Source organism: Pseudoxanthomonas koreensis, from assembly GCF_041890415.1.
In the GTDB taxonomy this organism is placed as follows: domain Bacteria; phylum Pseudomonadota; class Gammaproteobacteria; order Xanthomonadales; family Xanthomonadaceae; genus Pseudoxanthomonas; species Pseudoxanthomonas koreensis_A.
Window position 1 is genome coordinate 1,741,741 of the sequence record NZ_CP169056.1, and the last position, 23,423, is coordinate 1,765,163.

Here is a 23,423-nt window from a genome sequence, read left to right on the forward strand (position 1 = left end):
CGCGCTCAGCCGGCCAGCGCGATGCGGGCCACGGCGAAGATGCTGACGATGGCGCCCAGCACCGCGATGAACTTGACGCTGACCTGCAGGGCCAGGGCGGCCAGCGAGTTGTGGATGTAGTCCTCCAGGATCACCTGCAGGCCGAGCTGGGCATGCCAGAACGAGGCCACCAGGAAGCCCGCCAGCAGCACCGCGTTCCACGGCCTGGACACCGCGTCGGTCGCGGTGAGGTAGTCGCTGCCGACCAGGCCCAGCACGAAGTACACGAACCAGATGCCCAGGAACACCAGGGCGGTGGCGGTCAGGCGCTGGTGCACGAAGTGCCCGGTGCCGGTCTTGGCCGTGCCCAGGCCACGGGCGTTCTTCAGCGGGGTGCGGAAGCGGGTCACGCGGCACCTCCATTCAGGGCGCAGGCCCAGATCAGCGCGGTGATGAGCAGGCTGCCGACCACCGACAGCCAACTGCTGCGGACGAAGGCCGGGATGCTGAAGCCGTAGCCGAAATCCTGGATCACGTGGCGGATGCCGTTGCACAGGTGATAGGCGAACGCCCAGCTCCAGCCGAACAGGAACAGCTTGCCGTACCAGGCGCCGGCTGCGGCGGTGAAGCATGCCCATTGCGCGGGGCCGAGCATCAGGCACAGCAGGCCGCCGGCGAGGGCCAGGGCGCCGGCGGTCAGGACGACGCCGGTGGCACGGTGCAGGATCGAGGTCACCATCTGGATCTGCCAGCGATACACCTGCAGGTGCGGTGACAGGGGGCGTTGAGTGCTCATTCGATGGCTCGTTGTCTCGGCTGTGCGGCCCGTGGGCACGCGTGGCTGATGGCGCGCGGTGTCAGAAATCGACGCAGCGCCCGTTCTTTTCCCAGTCTCCGTAGCGGGTCGGCTCCGGGCCTTCGCGGCCGCCGATTTCCCGCGCCGGCGCGTTGCCAGCGTCGGCGCCCGTGGTTGGTCGTGTTCCGGACGCGGGCTGCTCGGCCTGCTCGGGAACCACCGGGCTTTGACCTATCATGGGACTCCTTGCAATGCACAAAATATTAAGCCGCCGTCAACGTGCCTGACAACCAGCCATTCGCAATTCCGGCAAATCCAGCGGCATTGTTCGCCCTGGATGGCCATGCCGTGCTCGCGCTGGATGGCCCGGACGCGCTCGCCTTCGCCCAGGCCCAGTTTGCCAACGACGTGACCGCACTGGCCATCGGGCAATGGCAATGGAGCGCCTGGCTCACGCCCAAGGGCCGGGTGATGGCGGTGTTCGCGTTGCTGCGCACCGGCGAGGCCTCGCTGCGGCTGCTGTTGGCCGATGCCGACCCGGTGGAACTGGGCGATACGCTGCGCCGCTTCGTGTTCCGGCGCAAGCTCGCCATCGCCGCGCGGCCGGACCTGCACGCCAGCGGCGACTTCGCCGCGCCCACCCGGGCGCAGGGCGCGACCCTGGCCGGCCACGAGGACACGGAGCTGGAGCTGGATTACGGCGCGCCGGAACTTCCACGCACGCTGCGCCTGTCCACGGCCGCGACGCCGCGCGATGCCGCCGCGGCCGCCGCCTGGGATGGCGCCGACCTGCGCCTGGGCCTGCCGCGCCTGCCTGCCGCCCAGCGCGAACAGTGGACGCCACAGCAACTGGGCCTGGAGCGATTGCGGGCATTCAGCGTGAAAAAGGGCTGCTACCCGGGGCAGGAAATCGTGGCGCGCACCCACTTCCTGGGCCGGGCCAAGCGCGAGGCGCTGCTGTTGCAGGTGGACGCATCGGTCGAGCCGGGAGCGGCGGTAAGCCAGGCCGGCCAGGCCATCGGCAGCGTTGCCTGCACGGCCGGCCACGGGCCGCGCCTGGCGCTGGCGGTGCTGCCGCTGGAACGCACGGCCGAGCCCTTGCATATCGATGGTGCCATCGCCGTGGTGGTGCCCTTCGTCGACGGCCTGGCGCGCTGAGCAAGGCCCTCCGGGCCATCAGGCGTGCAGGCGGGTCCCGTCCTGCGGGTCGAAGAAATGCAGGTGCGCCGGATCGGCGCGCAGTTCCACGTGCGCGCCCTGTGCGGGCAACGCCTGCGGCGGCAGGCGGCTGACCAGCGCCCGGCCGGCCCCATCCAGGTGCAGGTAGGCCTCGCTGCCCACCGCTTCCACCACGTCCACCCGCGCGCCCAGGCCTTCGCCTGCGGCGGGGCGCAGGTGCTCCGGGCGCACGCCCAGCGCCACCGGCCGTCCCAGCCATGCCGCAGGCACCTGGACGCCCGGCAGCGGCAGGCTGGCCGCCGGCAGGCCGTCGGCCGTGGCCAGGGCCAGGCGCAGGCCATCGGCGGCGTGCAGTTCGCCGCGCAGCACGTTCATCGCCGGGCTGCCGAGGAATCCGGCCACAAACAGGTTGGCCGGGCGCTCGTACAGCGCCATCGGCGTGTCGATCTGCTGCACGTGGCCACCGTCCAGGACCACGATGCGCTGGCCCAGGGTCATCGCCTCGACCTGGTCATGGGTGACATAGACCATGGTCGCGCCCAGCCGCTGGTGCAGGCGCGCGATCTCGGTGCGGGTGGAATGGCGCAGCTTGGCGTCCAGGTTGGACAGCGGCTCGTCAAGCAGGAACACCGACGGCTCGCGCACCAGCGCCCGGCCCAGGGCCACGCGCTGGCGCTGGCCGCCGGACAGTTCGCGCGGGCGCTTGCCGAGCATCCCGTCCAGGCCCAGCATCTGCGCCGCCTCGGCCACCCGCCGGTCCACGTCGGCACGGGGCAGGCCGCGCAGGTTCAGGCCGAAGGCGAGATTCCCGGCCACGGTCATGTGCGGGTAGAGGGCATAACTCTGGAACACCATGGCGATGTCGCGGTCGCGGGGCGCCACGTCGTTGACCACCCGGCCGCCGATCCGCAGCGTGCCGGAGGTGATCTCCTCCAGCCCGGCGATCATCCGCAACAGGGTGGACTTGCCGCAGCCGGACGGCCCGACCAGCACCATCAGTTCGCCGTCGGCGATTCCGAAGCTGGCGCCGTGCACCGCAACCTGGCCGTTGTCGTAGACCTTGCGCACCTCTTCCAGTTGCAGGTCCGCCATGCGTCCTCCCGTGCCGCTGCACGACGCCCGGCATGATGTCACGCCGACCGGCGACGGCGCGAACGCCGCCGCGCGGCGCACCTGGCCTCCCCGCCAGGGCATGGTTCCAACCGCAACCACGCCGCGGCGCGATGCGCCCGCGGCCGCGCAAACCCGCCCGCCACCGTGCTTTGCCCTCCTCCGGCACGCAGCGGACGCCGCCCGGACAAGCGCCGGCTACTGGACAAGGACCGCGCTGCGCGGCCATATTTCAATGGTTTCGGCGCAGCCGTGCCGGAATGCTCGCCAGCCCCCCACCCGACCCCGACCGGTCGCGCCCAGGCGCGTCCAGGCGGTGCCACGAGACCTCAAGCGGAAACCCGATGCCACACCCTACGGAAGCCCCCCGGATGCATGACACCCTGCTGCTGTTCGGCGCCACCGGCGACCTGGCGCAGCGCTACCTGTTCCCCTCGCTGCTGCGCCTGCAGGGCGACGGCCTGCTGCCGGAGAACTTCCGCGTCCGCGCCATGGCGCTGTCGCCGCACGACACCGAGAAGTTCCGCGGCATCGTGCGCGAGCGCCTGGGCAAGCTGTCCGGCTACACGCCCACGCCCGAGCAGATCGAGTCGTTCCTGCAGCGCATCGACTACCGCTCGGTGGACATGCGCACCCCCGCCTCGGTGGCCGACGCGGTCCGTGACATGGTCGACCGCCCGTGCGTGAGCTACCTGTCGATCCCGCCGAGCCTGTACATCACCACCTGCGAGGGCCTGGCCCTGGGCGGTGCGTTCGCGGCACCGAACCGGCTGATGCTGGAAAAGCCGATCGGCCACGACCTGGACTCCGCGCGCCAGATCAACCAGACCATCGGCCGCCTGATCGACGAGGACCGGATCTTCCGCATCGACCACTACCTGGGCAAGGCGGCGGTGCAGAACCTGATCGCGCTGCGCTTCGGCAACACCCTGCTGGAGGCGGTGTGGAACCGCGACTACATCGACTCGGTGCACATCCTGGTGTCCGAGAGCGAGGGCGTGGATGGCCGCAACTCCTACTACGCCCGTTCCGGCGCGCTGCGCGACATGGTCCAGAGCCACATCCTGCAGCTGCTGTGCCTGGTGGCGATGGAGCCGCCGGCCTCGCTGGCCTCGGACCGGATCCGCGACGAGAAGGTCAAGGTCCTGCGCGCGCTGCGTCCGTTCAGTGCCGCCGAGGCCAAGCGCCACAGCGTGCGCGGCCGCTACATCGCCGGCACCATCGATGGCGAGCCGGTGCAGGCCTATGCGCCGCCGGATGACAGCGATGTCGAAACCTACGTCGGCGTCACCGCGCACATCGACAACTGGCGCTGGGCTGGCGTGCCGTTCCACCTGTGCACCGGCAAGCGCATGCCGGAGCGCTCCACCGTGGTCACGGTCACCCTCAAGCCGGTGACCCACTGGCTGTTCGAGCGCCCGGACAGCGCGCATGCCGCGCCTAACCGCCTGACCTTCCGCCTGCAGCCGCAGGAGGACATCGAGCTGGGCCTGATGAGCAGCCTGGCCGGCCCCGAATGGGGCACGCTGGAACTGCAGCCGCTGGAGCTGGAACTGTCCGCGCAGACCGGCCAGAACCGGCGCATCGCCTACGAGCGGCTGTTGCTGGATGCGCTCAACGGCAACCATGCCCTGTTCGTGCGCGACGACGAGGTCGAAGTCGCCTGGGCCTGGATCGACAGCGTGGTGGATGCGTGGCGCGATGCCGACGCACCGTTGCAGCCCTACCCCGCCGGCAGCTGGGGCCCGGAAAATTCGGCGGTGTTCCTGCCCGAGCAGTTCGACGCGGTGGCGCGGCCGAAGCAGCGCGGCGAATGAGCATGGCCGACCCGTTCCTGATCGCCGACATCGGCGGCACCAACGCGCGCTTTGCCCTGGCCGACCCCAGCGCGTCCTCGCCGCTGCTGGCCGACAGCGTGCGCGAGTTCGCGGTGGCGCAGTTCCCGTCACTGGCCGAGGCCGCGCGCCATTACCTGGAGCAGGCCGATGCCACGGCCCGGCGCGGCGTGTTCGCCGTGGCCGGGCGGGTGGACGGCGACCAGGCACGGATCACCAACCACCCCTGGGTGATTTCGCGCCAGCGCACCCGCGACATGCTCAGCTTCGACCAGGTCGAGCTGATCAACGACTTCGCCGCCCAGGCGATGGCCATCAGCCTTTATGGCCCCGACGACGTGGTCGCGATCGGCGGCGTGTCGTGGACGCCGGCATCGGGGCAGGATCCACGCACCTATGCCGTGCTCGGCCCGGGCACCGGCCTGGGCGTGGGCGGCCTGGTGGTACGCGATGGCCGCTGCTATCCGCTGGAAACCGAGGGCGGGCACGTCAGTTTCCCGCCGGGCACGCCGGAGGAGATCCGCATCCTGGAAATCCTTTCGGCCCAGTACGGCCGGGTTTCCAACGAGCGCCTGGTCTGCGGCCCCGGCCTGGTCAACATCCATCGCGCCCTGTGCGTGATCGCCGGCGTGGACCCCGGCCTGCTGGAGCCGAAGGACGTGACCGCGCGCGCTGCCCAGGGCGATGTACTGTGCATGCGCGCGGTGGACGTGTTCTGCGCGGTGTTCGGCGCCATTTCCGGTGACCTGGTGCTGACCCTGGGCGCCTGGGATGGCGTGTTCCTCACCGGCGGGCTGGTGCCCAAGATGCTTGATTCGCTGCGCCACTCCGGTTTCCGCCAGCGTTTCGAATACAAGGGCCGGTTCTCGCCGACCATGGGCCAGGTGCCATCGCTTGCGGTGCTGCATCCGCAGGCGGGCCTGCTTGGCGCGGCCGCGTATGCTGTTGATCTTGTACGAAGGGAGAGCCACGCATGATTTCCGATTCCCGCATTGAATGGATCGAGCATTCCGACCCGGAAAGCTGGGTGCATGCCGTGGCCACGGAGATGGAAACGGTGCTGGCCCAGGAGCTGGCCACCCACGGCAGCGCGCGCATGCTGCTGTCCGGCGGGACCACGCCCGCGCCGATCTATGCGCAGCTGGCGGTAGCGCCGCTGCAGTGGCCCAAGGTCACCGTTGGCCTGGCCGACGAACGCTGGCTGTCGCCGCAGGACAGCGCCAGCAACGCCTACCTGGTGCGTGAAAGCCTGCTCAATCTTGCCGAAGTGGGCCGCTTCGAGCCGCTGGTGCGCGAAGGCCTGTCGTTGGCCGAATCGGTGCACGCGGCCAACCTGGAAGCCGAGCATGCCCAGGATCCGTGCCTGGTGGTGCTGGGCATGGGCAACGATGGTCATACCGCCTCGCTGTTCCCCGGCTCGGTGGACCTCGAGCGCGCCCTGGCCAGCGAACAGCCCTATGCGGCGATGGATGCCACCGGCTGCGCGGTTGCCGGCGACTGGACCCGGCGCATCACCCTCACCCCGGCCGGCCTGGCCCGCACCCGCCGCCGCCTGCTGCTGCTGCGCGGCGCGGCAAAGCGCGAGGTCCTGCAGCGTGCACTGGGCGAAGGCGATGCGCGCGAACTTCCGATCCGGGTGATGTTCGGGCTCAAGGGTGAGCCGATGCGGGTACATTGGTGCCCATGACCGCCGTCGCCGGCGGGACCTGACGGGGCCTCCGGCACCGCGTCGGCGCGCACCCGCCGCGCCCCTGGCCTGCCGGACCCGGCACCAGACCCGTTTCCTCCCCTCGTAGCCCTACGCCAATGAGCCTGCATCCCAAGATCGAAGCCGTCACCGAACGCATCCGCAAGCGCAGCGCAGCACCGCGCGCCGCCTACCTGGCCGGGATCGAGGCCGCCCTGCGCGACGGCCCCAACCGCACGCCGCTGAGCTGCGCCAACCTGGCCCACGTGTTCGCCGCCTGCGGCGAGAACGACAAGGCGCGCCTGCGCGGCGGCGCCACGCCCAACCTGGGCATCATCACCGCCTACAACGACATGCTCTCGGCGCACCAGCCCTACGAGCACTATCCCGAGCGCATCCGCACCATGGCCCGCCAGCTCGGCGCCACCGCGCAGGTCGCCGGCGGCGTGCCGGCAATGTGCGACGGCGTCACCCAGGGCCGTGCCGGCATGGAACTGTCGATGTTCTCGCGTGACGTGATCGCGCAGGCCACCGCGGTGGGCCTGAGCCACGACGCCTTCGACGCGGGCCTGTACCTGGGCATCTGCGACAAGATCGTGCCCGGCCTGCTGATCGCCGGCCTGGCCTTCGGCCACCTGCCGGCGATGTTCGTGCCCGCCGGGCCGATGCCGGCCGGCATCCCCAACAAGAAGAAGGCCGAGGTGCGCGAGCGCTACGCCGCCGGCGAGGCCACGCGCGAGGAACTGCTGGAGGTGGAGGCGCAGTCCTACCACTCGCCGGGCACCTGCACGTTCTACGGCACCGCCAATTCCAACCAGGTGATGCTGGAGGCGATGGGCGTGCAGTTGCCGGGCAGCTCGTTCATCAACCCGGGCACCCCGCTGCGCGCCGCGCTGGACGAGGCAGCGGTGCGCCGGGTGCTGGAAATGACCGCGCTGGGCGACGATTACCGCCCGCTCGGCAAGCTGATCGACGAGCGCGCCATCGTCAATGCCGTGGCCGCGCTCATGGCCACCGGCGGCTCGACCAACCACACCATCCACTGGATCGCGGTTGCCCGCGCGGCCGGCATCGCCCTGACCTGGGACGACATGGACCAGATCTCGCAGGTGGTGCCGCTGCTGGCGCGCGTGTATCCCAACGGCGAAGCCGACGTGAACCGCTTCCAGGCCGCCGGTGGCGTGCCGTTCGTGTTCCGCGAACTGCTTGACGCAGGGCTGATGCACGACCTGCCCACGGTTGTTCCCGGCGGGATGCGCGAGTACACCCGCGAACCTCGCCTGGCCGATGGCGGCGTGCTGTCCTCGGAGCCGGCGGCTGCATCCTCGGGCGACGAATCGGTGGTGCGCACGGTGGCCGCGCCCTTCGAGGCCCAGGGCGGCCTGCGCCTGCTGCGCGGCAACATCGGCCGCGGCCTGATCAAGCTGTCGGCGGTCAAGCCCGAGCACCGCTTTGTCGAGGCCCAGGCGGTGGTGGTGGACGCGCCGCAGAAGCTCAACAAGCTGCATGCCGCAGGCGTGCTGCCGCGGGATTTCGTGGCGGTGGTGACCTGGCAGGGCCCGCGCGCCAACGGCATGCCCGAACTGCACTCGCTGGCGCCGCTGCTGGGCATGCTCCAGAACCAGGGCCGGCACGTGGCGCTGGTCACCGACGGGCGCCTGTCCGGTGCTTCGGGCAAGATTCCCGCCGCCATCCACGTCACCCCGGAGGCCGCGCGCGGCGGCGCCATCGGCCGCGTCCGCGATGGCGACATGGTGCGGGTGGATGCCGAGGCCGGCATCCTCGAGGTGCTGGTCGATGCAGCCGAGTGGAACGCGCGCGAATGCGCGCCCAACACCGCGCCCAACGCGCACGACATGGGCCGCAACCTGTTCGCGCACAGTCGAGCCCTGGTTGGCCCGGCCGACCAGGGCGCACTGTCGATCTCCTGCGGTCCGCCGGCGCACGATGGCGGCAACTGGAATTACGACGCCGAGTACGAGCTGGGCGGCGACGCCGAGGCGGCGATGGCGCCGCACGACTCCAAGGACGCCTGATCCCGCGCGGCTGCGTTGCGGGAAGCGGTGCGGCGGGAGGGCTTGTCGCGGCGGCACGGCACGATGCCTGCTGCCGCTCATGTCCCCCGGCTCGCACCACACCGTCCAACGTTCATTGGCCGCCGCATGTAGGAGCCGGTCTTGCCGGCGACCCGCCGCAGGCTGCGGCATCGCGACACACCACCCCGCACCGCGGTCGCCGGCAAGGCCGGCTCCTACAGGAGGCGTCCGGCCGGCCAGGCTGGAACGATTTGGCCTGCTTGAGCACGGCGATGATCTGGCTGTCTGTGAAGCGGGACTTCTTCATGGAACCTCCTCGGGAAAGGGTACGAGAAAATTCCACTTCTGGCGTCAGCTAACCCGCGGGGGGATTACCGTACGTCAACACTTCGCAGGGCGAAGGCGACATGCGTGGCCCGTGGAACAGCGACGACAACTTCGACTACGTGTCCGACCCGGAGCAGTTCACTGCGGTCGATGGCGGCGACGGGATCCCGGGCGTGGCCCTGGACCCGATGGAAGAGCGCACCGTGATGGCAATGGCCGAGCGCACCACGTCGGATCCGGCCTCCAATCCGGTCACTGGCGTGGAGCTTGGCAAGGCCGAGGGCACCATGGCCAAGACCACCAAGGTCCGGCTGGACGTCGATACGCTGGCCCAGCGCAAGTGATGGCACCGCTTCTCCCCGGCCCGGCGCCGGGGAGAACGGCCGGCTGCCGACGCCTGCCGTGGTCGGCTACACGACGCACGCGCTAGAATTGCCGGGATATCCCGCATCCGGAGCCGTCGTCCCACATGAGCATCGCCGATACCCAGGCCAAGGCCGAACAGTTGCTGCGCACCTCCGGCATCCTGCCGGTGGTCACCGCCGACAGCGTGGACGAGGCGCGCAAGCTGTCCGCCGCGCTGCTCAAGGGCGGGCTCACCGCGATCGAGCTGACCCTGCGCACGCCTGCCGCGCTCGAAGCGCTGGTGGCGCTGAAGAAGGATCTGCCGGACATCGCGGTGGGCATGGGCACGGTGACCACCATCGAGCAGATGCGCCGCTGCATCGAGCTGGGCGCCGATTTCCTGGTCACCCCCGGCACCACGGCCGAGCTGGCCGACGCCTTGGCCCAGGCCCCGATCCCGGCCGTGCCCGGCGGCGCCACTCCCACAGAGTTCCTGTCGCTGATGGCGCGCGGCTTCCGCGTGTGCAAGCTGTTCCCGGCCAGCGCGGTGGGCGGGCTGACCATGCTCAAGGGCCTGGCCGGGCCGATGGCCGACCTGAAGATCTGCCCCACCGGCGGCATCACCGAGGACACCGCGGCCGAGTTCCTGTCGCAGCCCAACGTGGTGTGCATCGGCGGCTCGTGGATGGTGCAGAAGTCCTGGCTCAAGGCCGGCGAGTGGGACAAGGTCGAGGCCAGCGCGGCCAAGGCCGCGGCAATCGTGGCAGGCGTGCGCGCCGGCTGATCCGGCGCCAGGACCGGAGCTGCAGTGGAAGGGCGACCCGCGGGTCGCCCTTTGCATTCGGAAGCGCGGCGGTTCACGGCATCGCGATGCGCACCGATGCACCCGCCCTGCCGATGCGCAGTTCGCCATCCTGCCATGCTGCCGGCTGGCCATCGATGACGGTCTTGCCCGGCGTGCCCGGGTACGGCCATGGCAGCACCAGCCCGCCCGGCGGCAAACCGGCGTCGGCGGCCACCTCCAGCCTCAGCTCGCCACCCACGCGCTGCAGCGCATAGCCCAGCCGTCCGTGCGGGGTGTGCAGGCCATCGACCGCGATGCCCTCGCCGTCCAGCCACGCCGCTGGCACGCCGGCGGCCAGCACCAGGCTGCGGTCGCGTTCGCGGGTGTAGGCGAACATGTCCAGCGCCGAGCGCAGGAAGTCCGATGCCACCCAGGCATGCGGCAGGTCGCCGACGAAAAACGGGGTGCGCGGGGTGGATGACACCACCTCGGCCCACTGGTTCCAGGCCGGCGGTGCGCGGTCGGCGAAGAAGTATCCGGTTGCCTCCCACGCCCGCTCGCGCCAGCCCAGGCGCACGAACGCGGCCACGTTGCGCCACTCGTAGGGCGTGTAGTCCTTCCATTGGCGCAGGCCGTCGCGGCGCTGCACGAATTCGTGCCAGTAACGCTCGAAGGTGTTTTCCAGCAGGCCGGCGGGCAGCCAGTCGCGTTCGCCGCCCGGGGCCAGGGCAATCGTGGTGGAGGTGGGATCGAAGTCACCCAGTTCGGCCGCACCCGGCAGGTAGTCGATGCCGTGCGCGGTAGTGGCCGCTTGCAGCGAGGCCGCCAGGTCGGCGCGGAACCGCGCGTGCGCCTGCGCCATGCGGCGCGCGGCGCTGGCCTTGCCCAGTACCCGTGCGATCTCCTCGGCGTCCTTGTAGCCGCGCAGCGCCCAGAAGTTGTCCCAGTACGAATGCATCGGCTTGGCCGAATAGCCTTCGTGGCTGATCGAGGCCGGCATCATTCCGAAGAAGGCCGGGTTGCGGCGGCGGTTTTCCGGCGTGCGCTCGCTGGCGCTCAGCTGCTCCATGTACTCGAACGCACCCAACACGTGCGGCCACATCCGCTCCAGGAATGCGCGGTCGCCGGTGTAGCGCCAGTATTCGGCAATGGCGAACACCAGCTCGCCATGGCTGTCGTTCTCCGGCACCGGGTCGCTGCCGCGCGCATCCACGCAGCACGGCACCTTGCCGTTGGCGAACTGGTAGGGCGCGTACCACTCCAGGTATTCGCGCACCACTTCCGGACGGCCGAGCCGCAACAATCCTTCGGCGATCATCGCGCCATCGCGGATCCAGCTGCGCGAGTACGAGCGCGTGCCCGGCTGCAGGCTGGGGCCGATGCGCGACACCAGCATGTGGCCCAGCGCGGTGTGCACGGTGTCGGCGAAATCCCGGCCAGCCGGCGGCAGGCGCAACTGCACCTGGCCCAGGTGCGCCTGCCACATCGCTTCGGTGGCGGCCGCTGCGTGCGGGGCGTCGAAACCTTCCGGCACGCGCGCCGGCCCGCTCAGCGGCACCACCAGCGCGACCTCGCGCACCTGTCCCGGTGCCAGGCGCCAGCGGTACAGCAGCATGCCCGAGGCCAGTCCGGTCGGGTCTTCCACCGCCGTGTCCGGCGGGAGGTCGCCCGACGCCAGGCGCATCACGTCCAGTCCGGCGTCGAACGTGGTCACGAACGCATCATCCGGCGCCTGCATCGCGAACACCCGCGGCCTGCCATCGACCCGCACCGTGGCGTCCTCGATCGCCAGCCGCTCGATCCTGCTGACGCCACCGACGGTGTTGAGGAACTGGCTGGGCGGATTGACCTGCAATGGCCGGATCGCCAGCGCCAGGGTGCAATCCAGCGACGTGTCCCCCGGGTTGGACAGCCGGTAGCGCGCCACCAGCCTGGAGTCGTCGGGCGTGCCGTGAGCGAAGGCATCCACGTCCAGCGCCAGGCAGGCGCCCTCCCCGTTTGCAGGGGCCTCCCAGGTCACGCCCGGCATCGGCAATCCCTGGCCGCGCAAGTGCTGCGTCGTGCGCACGTCGGCCCAGCTGCGCAGCCCCTGCGGCCCGACGACGAACGGCTCGATGCTGAAGCCGCCGCGCGCCACTTCCACCGCGCCGTCCTCGCCGATCAGGCCCAGCTCGGCCCCCCCATCGATGCCGACGATGGTCCAGTACGGCTGCTGCCCGCTGAACCCGCGCGGCAGCCAGCCACGCGGCAGGTCGGCGGCCACGGCCTTGATGAAGTCATTGGGGTGGGCGGAGAACGCCAGCGGCCGCACCTGCGCTTCGGCCAGCGCGTAGTGCCCGCCCTCCAGCACCAGCGCAATGCGCCGCGCTTCCGCTTCCGGCAAGGCGATCCAGTCGACATCGCCACGGCCGTGCTCGACCCGGCGCACCTCGCGCCAGCGGCTCTCGCCCTCGCCCTCACCATCGTCCAGTTCCAGCGCATAGCGCACAGGGCGCTGGTCCGCGGCCGCCCAGCGCAGCACCAGGCCACCGAACTCGCGCACCTGGCCCAGGTCCAGCTCCAGGCGCTGGGCGCCCTGCGCGCTCCAGACGGTCGAAAGGTCCCCATCGATGGCCTGCATCACCCTCCCGGCGTCGTTGCAACTTCCGGGCACGATGGCCGACACCGGTGCCGGCGGTGTCGCAGGTTCGGCCGGCAAGGGCTCGAACGCCAGTTCGTCGAAGCAGACACTGCCGTGGCCACCGGCATTGTTGTAGATGGTGAACTCGACCTTGGCACTGCGATGCAACGTGCGGTCAGGGTCGGGCCCCCAGGCCTTGTCGATATGGCGCTTGCGGTAGTGCACCTGCTGCCACTGGCGCGGGAAGTCATAGCGCGTGCGGTTGACCCACCACACATTGTCGCCGCTGGCATCCACCAGCTTGAACTGCAGGTCATTGGCGGGCGATTCGGCACGCAACCGGAACCCGAAGCGATAGTTCCCGGGGTAGTCGAGCTCCAGGTCGCGCTGGATGCCGGCATAACCGGACACGCCGTTGAAGTCGTAGTCCAGGCACAGCGCTCCGCCCTGCGCGCCCTCGACCCGGCGGATGCTGCCGCTGACCTGGTCGGACGCAACAACGCGCCAGGCGGAAGCGTCTTCGAAATCATCCAGCACGCGCGTGCTGTTGGAAGCGCCAGCTGGGGCGACGGATGCGAACGCAAAGACGCCGGCTGCCAAGGCAACGGCAACAGCCCTTGCGTGGTGGAGGGCGAAGGTGGCCACGGCAACGGCAACAGCGCTCGCGTGGCTGAGGGCGAGGGTGGCCAGCCTTGGGCGAAACACGCCGTGAATCCATCCATGGAGGCTCGAACGCGCCATCCATGGCGCGTACGGTTTCGCCCAAGGCCGGCCACCCTCGCCTTCATGCGGACATGACGACCGGAACGAAAAGCCGGCAGCATCCCCGCCCGCTCCAACACCACCGCCCATGCCGGCATATGCAGGCCGGATGGAAAGCATCAGCGCCATGTCGCTGCCGACGCTGTTGATGGCGGTGGTGCTGTTGTTGATGCTGTTGCCCCTCCCGTCCGATGACGGAATCACCCGGAGGGTCGGTGTGATGTCCCGGGCCGGGACCGTGCGCGCCATGGATGGCGCGCCCGAGCCTCCATGGATGGATTTACGGCGTGTCCCGGGCCGGGGCATCGCGGCGGCCCCCAAGCCAAGCACGCAAGCCGACGCTTCGGCTTTCGCTTCGGCTTTCGCTTCGGCTTCGGCTTCGGCTTCGGCTTCGGCTTCGGCTTCAGCCTCCGCTTCAGCTTCCGCACCAGCCTCGACCCCAGCCTCCGCCCCGCCCAAGGCTCGCGTCGCCGCCCACTCCAGCCACCGCAATGACATCATCGCCACCCGCATCACCCCTTCACGCTGCCCAGCAACAACCCCTGGATGTAGTAGCGCTGCAGCAGCAGGAACAGCGCCAGCACCGGAATCACCGTGACCACCGCCCCGGCCATCATCATCTCCACATCCTGGATGTGCTCGCGCGAAAGCGACGCCAGCGCCACCGGCAACGTGTAGTGCTCCTGGTCGGCAAGCACGATCAACGGCCACATGAAATCGTTCCATGCCGCCATGAAGGTGAAGATCGCCAGCGTCACCAGCACCGGCTTGAGCATCGGCAACACCACCGAGAAGAAGATCCGCCCCTCGCCGGCACCATCGATCCGCGCCGCCTCCAGCAACTCGTCCGGGATCGAGCGCGCGTACTGGCGCACCAGGAAGATGCCGAACACGCTGGCCAGCGCCGGCACGATCACCCCCCCGTAGGTATTCACCAGCCCCATCTGCTTCATCATCAGGAACAGCGGCAGCATCGCCACCTGCGCCGGCACCACCAGCGCGGCCAGCAGCATCCGGAACATCCGCTCGCGCCCGGCGAAACGCAGCTTGGCGAACGCGTAACCGGCCAGGGTATTGACCAGCAACGAACCCAGCGTGATGCCCGCCGACACCAGCAGGCTGTTGGCGAAGTTGCGGGCCATGCCGGTGCGCGCGAACAGCGCGTGGTAGTTCTCCAGCGTGGCCGCCGACGGCAGCAGTGGCGGCGGGAAACGGCTGGCCTGGCCTGGCGGCATGAACGAGACCGACAGCATCCACAGCAACGGCGCCAGGCTGAGCACGGCCAGCGCCAGCAGCGCACCGTTGACCAGCAGCGCATGCGCGCGCGATTGCCCGACCTCGGCGCTCATGCCGCGCCCTCCCTGCATGGCCGGCTCATACCAGATCCCTCCTGCGCCCGATCCGCAGCATCAGCATGGTTGCCGCCAGGATCACCAGGAACAGCATGAAGGCCACCGCCGAGGCGCGGCCCAGGTTCCACCACTTGAAGCCTTCCTCGAACATGAAGTACAGCACGCTGACCGTGCTCTGCAGCGGGTCGCCGCGGGTCATCACGTAGGGCTCGGCGAACAGCTGGAAATAGCCGGACACGGTGATCACGCCGACCACCAGCAACACCGGCCCCAGCTGTGGCAGGGTGATGTGCAGCAACTGCTGCCAGCGCGAGGCGCCGTCGATGCGCGCCGCCTCGTACAGGTCCTGCGGGATCGCCTGCAGGCCGGCCAGGAAGATCACCATGTTGTAGCCGAAGTTCTTCCACACCGCGAACGCGATGATGGTCGGCATCGCCCAGCGCGGGTCGCCCAGCCAGTCCACCGGCGCGATGCCAACATGGCCCAGCGCCCAGTTCACCAGGCCGTAGCCGGTATGGAACAGGTAGCGCCAGATCACCGCCACCGCCACCAGGGTGGTGACCACCGGTGCGAACAACGCGGTGCGGAACAGCGCCTTGAAGCGCGCCGCCGGCGCATGCAGCAACAGGGCCGCTCCCAGCGACACCGCAATGGACAGCGGCACCCCCAGCAACACGAAGTAGCCGGTGTTCCACAGCGACTTCCAGAAGATCGGCGTGCGCAGCAGCTCCAGATAGTTGTCCAGACCCACGAAGCGCAGGTTGGCCGGGTTGGCCAGCGCATACAGGTCGAAGTCGGTCAGGCTCAGCGCCAGCGCCGACAGGACCGGCAACCCGAAGAACACGCCGATCACCAGCAATGCCGGCGCGGCGAACACCCAGCCGGCGAGCGAACGGGTCATGGCGCGCGCTCCGCAGCGTCCGCACCGGCATCGGCATCGGCACGATCACGCGCCAGCATCCAGCGGCGTTTTTCCAGGATCGCATCGACCCGCGCATCCAGCTCGGCCAGTGCCTGGTCCTGCGCCTGTCCGCCGCGCACGATGCGCTCGGTGGCGATCCGCATCTCCTGCACGATCCGCTCCCACTCCAGCACCTTGGGTGCAGGCCTGGCCCGTTCCAGTTGTTCGCGGAACGCGCGCGAAAGCTCATCGCCCGCCAGCGCCGGATGCTCCCAGGCACTGCGCCGCGGCGGGAGGTCGCCGATCAGGGCGTGGAAGCGCTGCTGGATGTCGGGCCGCGACAGGAATTCGACCAGCTTCCAGGCGTCGTCCTTGCGCGGAGAACCACGGAACAGCACCAGGCTGGTGCCGCCGGCGATCCCGGCGCCGGGGCCGTCCGGGCCGGGCAGCGGCATGGTGCCCCACTGCCCTTCCAGCGCCGGCGGCTGGCGCTTGCGGAACTCGCGGATGTTCCAGGGCCCGGACAGGTAGAAGGCGTAGAAGCCGTTGAAGAATTCGTCCCAGACGTTGGAGATCTGGGTCTCGGACATCTTCGGCGCCCAACCCTGCTCGAACATGTTGGCGTAGAAGCCCACCGCACGGCGGAACCCGGGGCTCTGGAAATTGCCGCGCGTGGCATCGTCGCGCAGCAGCGGGTCGCCCTGCTGCAGGGCCAGCGACAGCTGCTGCTCGAACTCGTTGAGCGGCATCAGGATCGCGTAGCGATCCGGCCCGGCATCGCGCTTGAGCGCAGCCATCGCCTGCTCCCACTGCGCCCAGGTCTGCGGCAATTGCGTGACTCCGGCCTGGCGCAGCAGGTCCTTGCGGTAGAACAGCAGCCGGGTATCCACGTACCAGGGCACGCCGACCAGCTCGCCGTCGATCACCGCGGTGTCCCAGATCCCCGGGAAGTAATCGCCCTGGTCGACCACCGCCGACGCATCCACGTAGGGCTGCAGCGGTTCCAGGCTGCCGAGCACCGCGAACTCGGGAATCCAGGTGTTGCCCAGCTGGCATACGTCGGGCAAGGCGTCGGCGGCGAAGGCGGTCAGCAGCTTTTCGTGCGCCGCGCTCCACGGGATCTGCTGGATCTGCACCGCGATCCCCGATTCGCGCTCGAACTCGCGGACCAGCTCGGCGACCACCTCGGCCTCGCGGCCCATGGCCCAGAACCGCACCGGCTCGCGCCGATGATCGTCCGCGCACCCGACGGCCAGCGCCAGCCATGTGCACAGCAGCAGCCATGCACTGCGCAGCGGCTGCCGTGCCCGTGCGCGGCGCGCACTCACCGTGGTGGCTGCGCGCGGTTGGCCGAGGGGTTGGCGTCCTGGCGTTGCGCGGCCTGGCGCTGGGCCTCGGCCGCGGCCGCGCGCGATTCGGCCATGCCCAGCGCGCGCGCGTTGGCGGCATTGGCGTCCACCTGCATCGGCTCGGCCGGCTCGTCCTCGGGATTGAGCCAGCCACCGCGGAAACCGGCCCGCTCCAGGCCGGTGCGGATGTACGGGCTCTTCTTCATCACCGACCACACGAACTCGTTGCGGTAGTTGGCGATCATCGCCAGGATCGGGCCCTGGTCGATGCCGATGTAGTCGCTGGCCACCCAGCCGCGGCCCGGCACCAGGCGCCCGGTCTTGAGCGGGATGTCGTAGTTGAAACTGGGGTTGAACGAATCCAGGAAGCCGTAGCTGGAGTACAGGTAGTCGCCATAGCGCCGGTGCATCTCCTCGGTGGCGGGGATCACCACCTCCGGTGCGAACACGATCGAGGCGATCGCCGCGGTGGGGATGATGGTGCCGTCGTCGAAGTTCTCGCGCAGGCCGGCGCCACGCGCCGAGTAGTGGCGGAACTCGCGCTCCTCGCCGCGGTAGGTCTGGCGGGTGTTCTGCGGGCCGTCGCCGGCGGTCAGGCCCCAGACGTTCTCGCCGTAGTCCTTCCACTTCATCGGGTTGGCAATGGCGTAGTCGCGCTGGGCCAGCGTGGCGCGGCGGCTGTTGAGGAAGTAGTCGATCCCGCGCTCGCGCATGTACTGGTCCTGGATGTCGCGGAAATCGATCCAGACGTGGCTGTACTGGTGGCCGAACATCGGCCCGAAGCTCAGGTACTCCTGGCCGTAATACACGCCCCAGTCGTTGTTGTAGGTGCGCGCCCACACGGTCCACGCGTCCGGGTCGACCGGGTGGGTCGGCGAGCCCAGCGCCAGCACGTACAGCAGCATGGCCTCGTTGTAACCCATCCAGTCGTGGACGATGAAGCCGCTTTCGGGGAACCAGCCCATCGATACCAGCGGCGCGCGCACCTGCAGCCAGTTCCAGTCGACCCGGCGGTAGATCTGGTCGGCGATCTTGCGGATCTCCACCTCGCGCGGATCGTCGCCCTCGTAATAGGCCTGGGCAAACAGCACGCCCATCAGCAGCAGCGCGGTGTCCACGCTGGACAGCTCCACCCAGCTGTCGTAGCGGTGGCCGTCGCGCATGTCGATGAAGTGGTAGTAGAAACCCTTGTAGGCGCCCTTGCCGGTCGGCTGCGGCCCCTGCGGGATCTCGCGCAGGAAGCGCAGCGTGGTCAGGGTGCGGTCCACCGCCTGGGTGCGGCTGACCCAGCCGTTCTCGATGCCGATCGGGTACGCGGTCAGGGCAAAACCAATCGAGGCGATCGAGGCGAACGGCCGCGACGGGTAGCGATCCGGGGTCAGGCCGTTCTGCTCGTTGGTGGTGTCCCAGAAGAACTGGAAGGTGCGCTTTTCGATGTCGCGGAACAGCGGCGGCAGCTCCGGCCGCGGCGGACGCTCCGGCAGCACCGGTTCGATCAGGATCACATCGGGCTTCGGCGGCGGCGGCGCAGCCGGTTCCGGCGCCGGTGCCGGCGCTGGCCCGCAAGCGGCCAGCAGCACTGCCAGGCCGGCCAGCCATCCCCAGCGCGTTCCCACTGCCTGCAACTTCATCCCGTCATGACCTCCAGAGCCTGGCCCCTATTCTGGCCATCCCGGCGCCCGCTGGGGAATCCCCCACGTGCCGGTGTCCGGACGCCGGTCACGGACGGCGCCGGGTTCACCAGTCGAAACCGATGGACAGCTTGAAGGTGCGGGTCGGCAGGAACTGGCTGTTGGGCGTGCCGAAACCGGCGCTGGGCTCGCCCGGGGCGCCCCACCAGTCGTCGTAGCCGGCGTAGTTCACCCAGTCGAAGACGTTGAGCAGGTCGGCACGCAGGCGCAGGCGCCAGTCCGACCCGGTATCCCACTCCTTGATCAGGGCCAGGTCGAACTGCTTGAAGCCCAGGGTCCCCTCGGGGGTGTACTGGTCGATCACGCAGTCGTTCCAGCCGCCCAGGCAATTGGTGCCGTAGCGCGGGGTCGGCGTGGCCAGGGTCAGCTTGGCCGACAGCGTGGTATTCCACGGGCCATCGTAGATGCCGGTGGCCACCAGGCGGTGCTCGGGCACGCCGCCGGCCTTCTTCCAGCCGAAGTCGGCCAGGTCGGGATAATCCAGGGCGTAGTGCTCGCCGAACTGGCGGTTCTCCTTGGCATCGGTGTAGGTGTAGGCCAGGGTCATGCCCCAGCCGGAGGCATCGGTGTAGGGCTTGTCCAGGCTGACCAGCAGCGAGTTGGCGCGGGTTTCGATGCCATTGGTGCCCAGCAGCAGCGCGCCGTAGCCGGGCACGCCAGCACCCCACGGCGCCCCCCAGGTGGTGCCGGCGGCGAAGAAGCTGCCATCGGGCAGGCGGTTGCCCAGCATGAAGGCGAATCCATCATGCGACTCGATCCGCTGCAGGGTCACCGACGAATTCCATTGCTGGCCCCACAGCCCGAACACATTGCGGATGCCCAGGCTGAACTGGTCCGAGTACGGGGTCTTCAGGTCGTTGTGCAGCAGGTCGATCTCGCGGCCGGCGCCGGGGTTGCCGGCGACCAGCGCGTCCAGCGAGGCCTGGTCCCAGGGCGCGCCGCCCCACGCCAGGCACCCGTCCCCCGCGCAGGGATGGCCGGGTGCGTTGATCGCGTACTCGTAGGAGGGGAAGGTGGCCTTGGTCACTTCCAGTTGCAGCCAGTCGAACAGGGTGCGGTCATAGGCGCGGCCGGCACCGCCGAAGACCACGTGGCGCTGGTCGCCGGACAGGTCGTAGGAAAAGCCCAGGCGCGGCTGCCAGGCGCCGGTGGCGGCACTGCGGTTGTTGCCGGTGCTGATGTAGCGCGCGATGTCGATGCCGCCGCGGGCCAGGCTTTCGGCATAGCTGTGCCCGTCGGCGGCGCGCGGATCGGGCGCATGCAGCGCATCGACCACCGCCTGCGGCGTGGTGTAGTCCAGGTAGGTGGGGCTTTCCTCGTAGTCCCAGCGCACGCCGATGTTCAGGGTCAGCCGCTCGGTGACCTCCCAGTCGTCCTGGATGTACAACCCCACCTGGGTGCTGCGCGAACTGGCGCTGCCGGCGGCGATGCCGGCCAGGCCGGCGCCGAAGCGCACCCGGTACGGCACCGCCAGGCTGTTGTCGATGTCGTAGAAATACTGCGGGTAGTACGGCTGCTGCTCTTGCGCGCCAAGTTCGACCCGCTTCCACTTCACGCCCATCTTCAGCGTGTGCCCGGACCAGCCGGTGAAGGTCAGGTCGTTCTGCAGCGACCAGCCTTCCTGGCCCTTGTTCTGGTAATCACCGCCGGCGCCGGTGCGCAGGATCACCCGACTGATGTCGTTGGGATCGGTGGCGGTGGCGGTGGTGGTCAGCACGTAGCCAAAACCCGCGTTGAGGGGGCGCGGGTTGTAGTTGGACTCCTCGAAGGTCAGGTGCGCATCGTTGAGCCAGTTGCCGCCGCTGAACTGGTAGCGCAGGTCCACCCGGGTCTCGTCGTTGTCGCGGGCGGTGCCGTAGGAGGCGGTGTTGGGGCCGTTGCCGACGTTGGTCAGCTCGGTCTCGTCGCGGTACTTGAGGGTGAGCTCGAGCAGGTGCGCCTGGCCGATGGACCAGTCGATCTTGCCGAAGTACAGGTCCTCCTTGAATGGCGCGGTGGTGTCGTGGGCCAACTCGCGCAGCGCGGGCGGGAGCGCGTCCACGGTGTAGCCCTCGCCGGGAATGATCGCCCTGGGCGAGGTGTATTCCTTGGCCTCGTAGGCCAGGAAGAAATGCGCGCGGTCACGGACGATCGGGCCGCCGAAGGACACGCCGTACTGCTCCTCCTTGGACGGGATCTTGCCGTCGTTGTCGCGCTCGAACTCGGTGGCCCTGCGCCAGTCGGTGCTGGTCCGGTCCCAGAAGAAGCTGCCGTCGAACTGGTTGCCGCCCGAGCGCGTCACCGCGGTGATCGCCGCGCTGCTGAGCTGATCGTACTCGGCCTTGTAGTTGGAGGTGATGACCTTGTACTGGCCGATCGCCGACTGCGGGAACGGATTGCCGCGGCTGGTGTCCTGGCCGCTGACGCCGCCGCGCAGCACGTAGTCCTTCTGGCCCACGCCATCGATGAACACGTTGATGTTGGCCCCGCTTTGCGCACCGGACTGCAGCCGGGTGGAGCCATCGGTGCCGGTGCGGAACTGCACGCCGGGCACGGTGTCGGCAAACGCAAGGAAGTTGCGGGTTCCCTGCGGCAACGCCTCGATCTGGCGCTGGGTGATGTAGCTGGCGATCTCCGAGGTCCGGGTCTCGATCGCCACGCCGGTGACCTGCACCGTATCCAGGGTGGTGGCCGCGCCCGCCGGCGCCGTCTCGGGCAGGCCGCCGACGCCCAGGTCGACGGTTGCGGTCTGGCCGACCTGCACGGTCAGCTCGCGGGTGGCGGCCTGCTCGCCCGCCACCACGTCGATGCGGTACGTGCCCGGCGGCAACCCGGTGAGCACGTAGCGGCCATCGGTACCGGATTGCACGCTGCGGCGCAGGCCGGTGGCGGTATTGACCGCGGTCACGGTGGCTGCCGACGCCGGGGATGCGTCGGCAATGACCTGGCCGCGGATGGTGGCGCCGGTGCTCTGGGCCAGGGCCTGGCCCGCGCACAGTGCCAGGCATCCGGCCAGGGTGGCCGAGAGAATGGTCCGGGCCGGGTGGGTGCCGCGTCGGGGATGCATTCGGGTATTCCTCCAGTGGATGGTTGGAAGGCGCGACCCGGTCCCCTGTGCCCGCGTCAGCCCTCCGGTTTCGGTGCGCGCCGCCGCCCGGTGCGTTCGGGCGGCGGCGCATGGCCGGCGCTGGACGCGCGGACCACCAGCTCGGGCGCAAGCACCTGCCGGTCGACCTGCTCCTGGCCGACCTCCGCATTGCCGGCCTCGACCAGCGCCAGCAGGCGTTCCATCGCGCGTCCGCCCAATGCGGCGATACTCACCCGCATCGTCGTCAAGGACGGGTGAACGAAGCGCGCAAGCGGGATGTCATCGAATCCGGCCAGGGCGATCTGGCCCGGTACCTGCACACCGGCATGGGCGAATGCATACAGGCAGCCCAGCGCCATCATGTCGTTGGCCGCGAACACCGCATCGGGACGCGGCCGCGCAGCCAGAATCGCCTGCCCGGCGCGATGCCCGGAGGCTTCGTCGAATGCGCCGGGATATTCGCTAGCATGCGCATCGGCCTGGGCCGCCATCGCCGCGCGGAAGCCGCGCAGGCGTTCGCGCGCATCATGGTTCGCCTCCGGCCCGCCGATGAAGGCAATCCTGCGGTGGCCAAGTTCCAGCAGGTGCCGGACCATCGCCATCGCACCGGCATGGTTGTCCACTTCCAGCGCCGGGCACAGCGGCTCGGCCTGGTGGGTATTGATCAGCACCGCCGGCAGCGGCTGCGGCAGGTTTTCGGCCAGGAAGCCGGGGCGGTCGGCATAGGGCGACATCACCAGCAGGCCATCCACACGGCCCCGCATCGCGCGCAGTGCCGCGCCCTGCTGTTCCGGGTCGCCATGGCAACTGGACAGCAACAGGTGGCGCCCGCGCCCGCGCGCGACGGTGTCGATGCCGCGGATCAACTCGGAGAAGAATTCACCATGCAGGTCCGGCAGGACCACGCCGATGGTCTGGGTGCTGCGGCTGCTGAGGCTGCGCGCAGCGCCGTGCGGGCTGTAGCGCAGGCGCTGGGCGGCCTCGTGCACGCGCTGGCGTACCGGCTCGGCCACGTTGCTGTGGCCGTTGAGTGCGCGCGATACGGTGGCCACCGAGACGCCTGCCGCCTGCGCGACGTCATGGATGGTGACCGTGGCCCGGGCCATGCGGCGCCGCTCCGGCTCAGGGCAGCACGTGCCGGAACGGGCGTACCTGGACCCGCTCGTAGACGCCGGCGGCCACGTACGGATCGGAATCGGCCCACTGGCGCGCCTGCTCCAGCGAATCGAAGCGCGCGATCACCACGCTGCCGCTGAAGCCGGCCGGGCCCGGATCCTCGGCATCGATCGCCGGGCACGGCCCGGCGACCAGCAGCCGTCCGGCATCGCGCAGTGCATGCAGCCGCTCAAGGTGCGCCGCCCGCGCCTGCGCGCGTCCTGCCAGACCATCCTTGCCGTCGTAGCCCTCGATCACGTACCACATCCGCACTCCACTCCTTCGTTGCAATGGCCGGGTTGCCACCACGGCGATTGTAGACCCGCCCACCCCGCCGTCACGGCCTGCTGGACAAGGGCGCCGGCCAGCGCTTACTCTTTGCCCACCATGCGGTCGCCAAGCAGCGGCCCGTCGGTGCAGGCCACCCAGGCTCCTCCCAGCCCCGAGC

The 23,423-nt window shown here is 69.7% G+C and carries 19 protein-coding genes; 7 read left to right on the forward strand and 12 right to left on the reverse strand.

The window, feature by feature from the left end; all coding sequences use genetic code 11:
* Window positions 1-5 precede the first annotated feature (5 nt).
* The 3 genes from sdhD to ACEJ41_RS07975 all read right to left on the reverse strand — a co-directional run bounded on the left by sdhD (window position 6) and on the right by ACEJ41_RS07975 (window position 1,013).
* Window positions 6-389 (reverse strand): succinate dehydrogenase, hydrophobic membrane anchor protein, encoded by a 384-nt coding sequence (sdhD, locus tag ACEJ41_RS07965; RefSeq protein ID WP_374011762.1) that lies wholly within the window; start codon window positions 387-389, stop codon window positions 6-8.
* A complete protein-coding gene (gene sdhC / locus ACEJ41_RS07970) occupies window positions 386-775 on the reverse strand; it encodes a succinate dehydrogenase, cytochrome b556 subunit (RefSeq protein WP_374011763.1) in 390 nt (129 codons plus the stop codon). Before sdhC ends, sdhD begins: the two co-directional genes overlap by 4 nt.
* 61 nt (window positions 776-836) lie before the next feature.
* On the reverse strand, window positions 837-1,013 hold the full coding sequence (locus tag ACEJ41_RS07975; RefSeq protein WP_374011764.1) for a DUF1674 domain-containing protein: 177 nt from the start codon (window positions 1,011-1,013) through the stop codon (window positions 837-839).
* Between the two features lie 41 nt (window positions 1,014-1,054).
* Here ACEJ41_RS07975 and ACEJ41_RS07980 point away from each other — a divergent pair, with 41 nt between their 5' ends.
* Complete coding sequence (locus tag ACEJ41_RS07980) at window positions 1,055-1,933, forward strand: folate-binding protein YgfZ (RefSeq protein WP_374011765.1); 879 nt, start codon at window positions 1,055-1,057, stop codon at window positions 1,931-1,933.
* 18 nt (window positions 1,934-1,951) lie between these two features.
* Here the strand turns inward: ACEJ41_RS07980 and ACEJ41_RS07985 are convergent, their stop codons facing one another.
* On the reverse strand, window positions 1,952-3,046 hold the full coding sequence (locus ACEJ41_RS07985) for an ABC transporter ATP-binding protein (RefSeq protein WP_374011766.1): 1,095 nt from the start codon (window positions 3,044-3,046) through the stop codon (window positions 1,952-1,954).
* 389 nt (window positions 3,047-3,435) lie between these two features.
* On the opposite strand from ACEJ41_RS07985, the gene zwf reads away from it, so the two are divergent.
* From zwf to eda, 6 genes are all read left to right on the forward strand, one after another.
* Window positions 3,436-4,881, forward strand: a complete 1,446-nt coding sequence (gene zwf, locus ACEJ41_RS07990) for a glucose-6-phosphate dehydrogenase (RefSeq protein ID WP_374011767.1) — start codon at window positions 3,436-3,438, stop codon at window positions 4,879-4,881.
* Window positions 4,882-4,883: 2 nt separating this feature from the next.
* Window positions 4,884-5,876 (forward strand): glucokinase, encoded by a 993-nt coding sequence (gene glk / locus ACEJ41_RS07995; protein ID WP_374014095.1) that lies wholly within the window; start codon window positions 4,884-4,886, stop codon window positions 5,874-5,876.
* On the forward strand, window positions 5,873-6,586 hold the full coding sequence (pgl, locus tag ACEJ41_RS08000; protein WP_374011768.1) for a 6-phosphogluconolactonase: 714 nt from the start codon (window positions 5,873-5,875) through the stop codon (window positions 6,584-6,586). Before glk ends, pgl begins: the two co-directional genes overlap by 4 nt.
* A 119-nt stretch (window positions 6,587-6,705) precedes the next feature.
* Window positions 6,706-8,622, forward strand: coding sequence for a phosphogluconate dehydratase (gene edd, locus ACEJ41_RS08005; protein WP_374011769.1), 1,917 nt, complete (start codon window positions 6,706-6,708; stop codon window positions 8,620-8,622).
* 407 nt (window positions 8,623-9,029) lie between these two features.
* Complete coding sequence (locus ACEJ41_RS08010) at window positions 9,030-9,293, forward strand: hypothetical protein (protein ID WP_374011770.1); 264 nt, start codon at window positions 9,030-9,032, stop codon at window positions 9,291-9,293.
* Between the two features lie 125 nt (window positions 9,294-9,418).
* Window positions 9,419-10,078, forward strand: a complete 660-nt coding sequence (gene eda, locus ACEJ41_RS08015) for a bifunctional 4-hydroxy-2-oxoglutarate aldolase/2-dehydro-3-deoxy-phosphogluconate aldolase (RefSeq protein WP_374011771.1) — start codon at window positions 9,419-9,421, stop codon at window positions 10,076-10,078.
* 73 nt (window positions 10,079-10,151) lie between these two features.
* On the opposite strand, the gene ACEJ41_RS08020 is transcribed toward eda, so the two are convergent.
* From ACEJ41_RS08020 to ACEJ41_RS08055, 8 genes are all read right to left on the reverse strand, one after another.
* Window positions 10,152-13,235 carry a discoidin domain-containing protein gene (locus ACEJ41_RS08020; protein ID WP_374011772.1) on the reverse strand — a complete coding sequence of 1,028 codons (3,084 nt, stop codon included), beginning with the start codon at window positions 13,233-13,235 and terminating at the stop codon, window positions 10,152-10,154.
* A 737-nt stretch (window positions 13,236-13,972) separates the two neighbouring features.
* Window positions 13,973-14,809 (reverse strand): carbohydrate ABC transporter permease, encoded by an 837-nt coding sequence (locus ACEJ41_RS08025; protein ID WP_374011773.1) that lies wholly within the window; start codon window positions 14,807-14,809, stop codon window positions 13,973-13,975.
* A 25-nt stretch (window positions 14,810-14,834) separates the two neighbouring features.
* Window positions 14,835-15,713, reverse strand: coding sequence for a carbohydrate ABC transporter permease (locus ACEJ41_RS08030; RefSeq protein ID WP_374011774.1), 879 nt, complete (start codon window positions 15,711-15,713; stop codon window positions 14,835-14,837).
* Window positions 15,710-16,993: a sugar ABC transporter substrate-binding protein gene (locus tag ACEJ41_RS08035; RefSeq protein WP_374014096.1), complete on the reverse strand. Its 1,284-nt coding sequence runs from the start codon at window positions 16,991-16,993 to the stop codon at window positions 15,710-15,712. Before ACEJ41_RS08035 ends, ACEJ41_RS08030 begins: the two co-directional genes overlap by 4 nt.
* A 44-nt stretch (window positions 16,994-17,037) precedes the next feature.
* Window positions 17,038-18,693, reverse strand: a complete 1,656-nt coding sequence (locus ACEJ41_RS08040; RefSeq protein ID WP_374011775.1) for a glucoamylase family protein — start codon at window positions 18,691-18,693, stop codon at window positions 17,038-17,040.
* A gap of 106 nt (window positions 18,694-18,799) precedes the next feature.
* On the reverse strand, window positions 18,800-21,799 hold the full coding sequence (locus tag ACEJ41_RS08045) for a TonB-dependent receptor domain-containing protein (RefSeq protein WP_374011776.1): 3,000 nt from the start codon (window positions 21,797-21,799) through the stop codon (window positions 18,800-18,802).
* A 56-nt stretch (window positions 21,800-21,855) separates the two neighbouring features.
* Window positions 21,856-22,926, reverse strand: coding sequence for a LacI family DNA-binding transcriptional regulator (locus tag ACEJ41_RS08050; RefSeq protein ID WP_374011777.1), 1,071 nt, complete (start codon window positions 22,924-22,926; stop codon window positions 21,856-21,858).
* Between the two features lie 16 nt (window positions 22,927-22,942).
* On the reverse strand, window positions 22,943-23,242 hold the full coding sequence (locus ACEJ41_RS08055) for a YciI family protein (protein WP_374011778.1): 300 nt from the start codon (window positions 23,240-23,242) through the stop codon (window positions 22,943-22,945).
* Window positions 23,243-23,423: the final 181 nt, after the last annotated feature.

Excerpts from the sequence above, each read along its gene's own strand:
- glk (WP_374014095.1), top strand. The coding sequence starts at position 4,884 with ATGGCCGACCCGTTCCTGATCGCCGACATCGGCGGCACCAACGCGCGC.
- ACEJ41_RS08045 (WP_374011776.1), bottom strand. The coding sequence starts at position 21,799 with ATGCATCCCCGACGCGGCACCCACCCGGCCCGGACCATTCTCTCGGCC.
- zwf (WP_374011767.1), top strand. The coding sequence starts at position 3,436 with ATGCATGACACCCTGCTGCTGTTCGGCGCCACCGGCGACCTGGCGCAG.
- edd (WP_374011769.1), top strand. The coding sequence starts at position 6,706 with ATGAGCCTGCATCCCAAGATCGAAGCCGTCACCGAACGCATCCGCAAG.
- ACEJ41_RS07975 (WP_374011764.1), bottom strand. The coding sequence starts at position 1,013 with ATGATAGGTCAAAGCCCGGTGGTTCCCGAGCAGGCCGAGCAGCCCGCG.
- ACEJ41_RS08025 (WP_374011773.1), bottom strand. The coding sequence starts at position 14,809 with ATGAGCGCCGAGGTCGGGCAATCGCGCGCGCATGCGCTGCTGGTCAAC.
- ACEJ41_RS07985 (WP_374011766.1), bottom strand. The coding sequence starts at position 3,046 with ATGGCGGACCTGCAACTGGAAGAGGTGCGCAAGGTCTACGACAACGGC.
- ACEJ41_RS08030 (WP_374011774.1), bottom strand. The coding sequence starts at position 15,713 with ATGACCCGTTCGCTCGCCGGCTGGGTGTTCGCCGCGCCGGCATTGCTG.
- ACEJ41_RS08050 (WP_374011777.1), bottom strand. The coding sequence starts at position 22,926 with ATGGCCCGGGCCACGGTCACCATCCATGACGTCGCGCAGGCGGCAGGC.
- pgl (WP_374011768.1), top strand. The coding sequence starts at position 5,873 with ATGATTTCCGATTCCCGCATTGAATGGATCGAGCATTCCGACCCGGAA.
- ACEJ41_RS08040 (WP_374011775.1), bottom strand. The coding sequence starts at position 18,693 with ATGAAGTTGCAGGCAGTGGGAACGCGCTGGGGATGGCTGGCCGGCCTG.
- sdhC (WP_374011763.1), bottom strand. The coding sequence starts at position 775 with ATGAGCACTCAACGCCCCCTGTCACCGCACCTGCAGGTGTATCGCTGG.
- ACEJ41_RS08010 (WP_374011770.1), top strand. The coding sequence starts at position 9,030 with ATGCGTGGCCCGTGGAACAGCGACGACAACTTCGACTACGTGTCCGAC.
- ACEJ41_RS08055 (WP_374011778.1), bottom strand. The coding sequence starts at position 23,242 with ATGTGGTACGTGATCGAGGGCTACGACGGCAAGGATGGTCTGGCAGGA.
- eda (WP_374011771.1), top strand. The coding sequence starts at position 9,419 with ATGAGCATCGCCGATACCCAGGCCAAGGCCGAACAGTTGCTGCGCACC.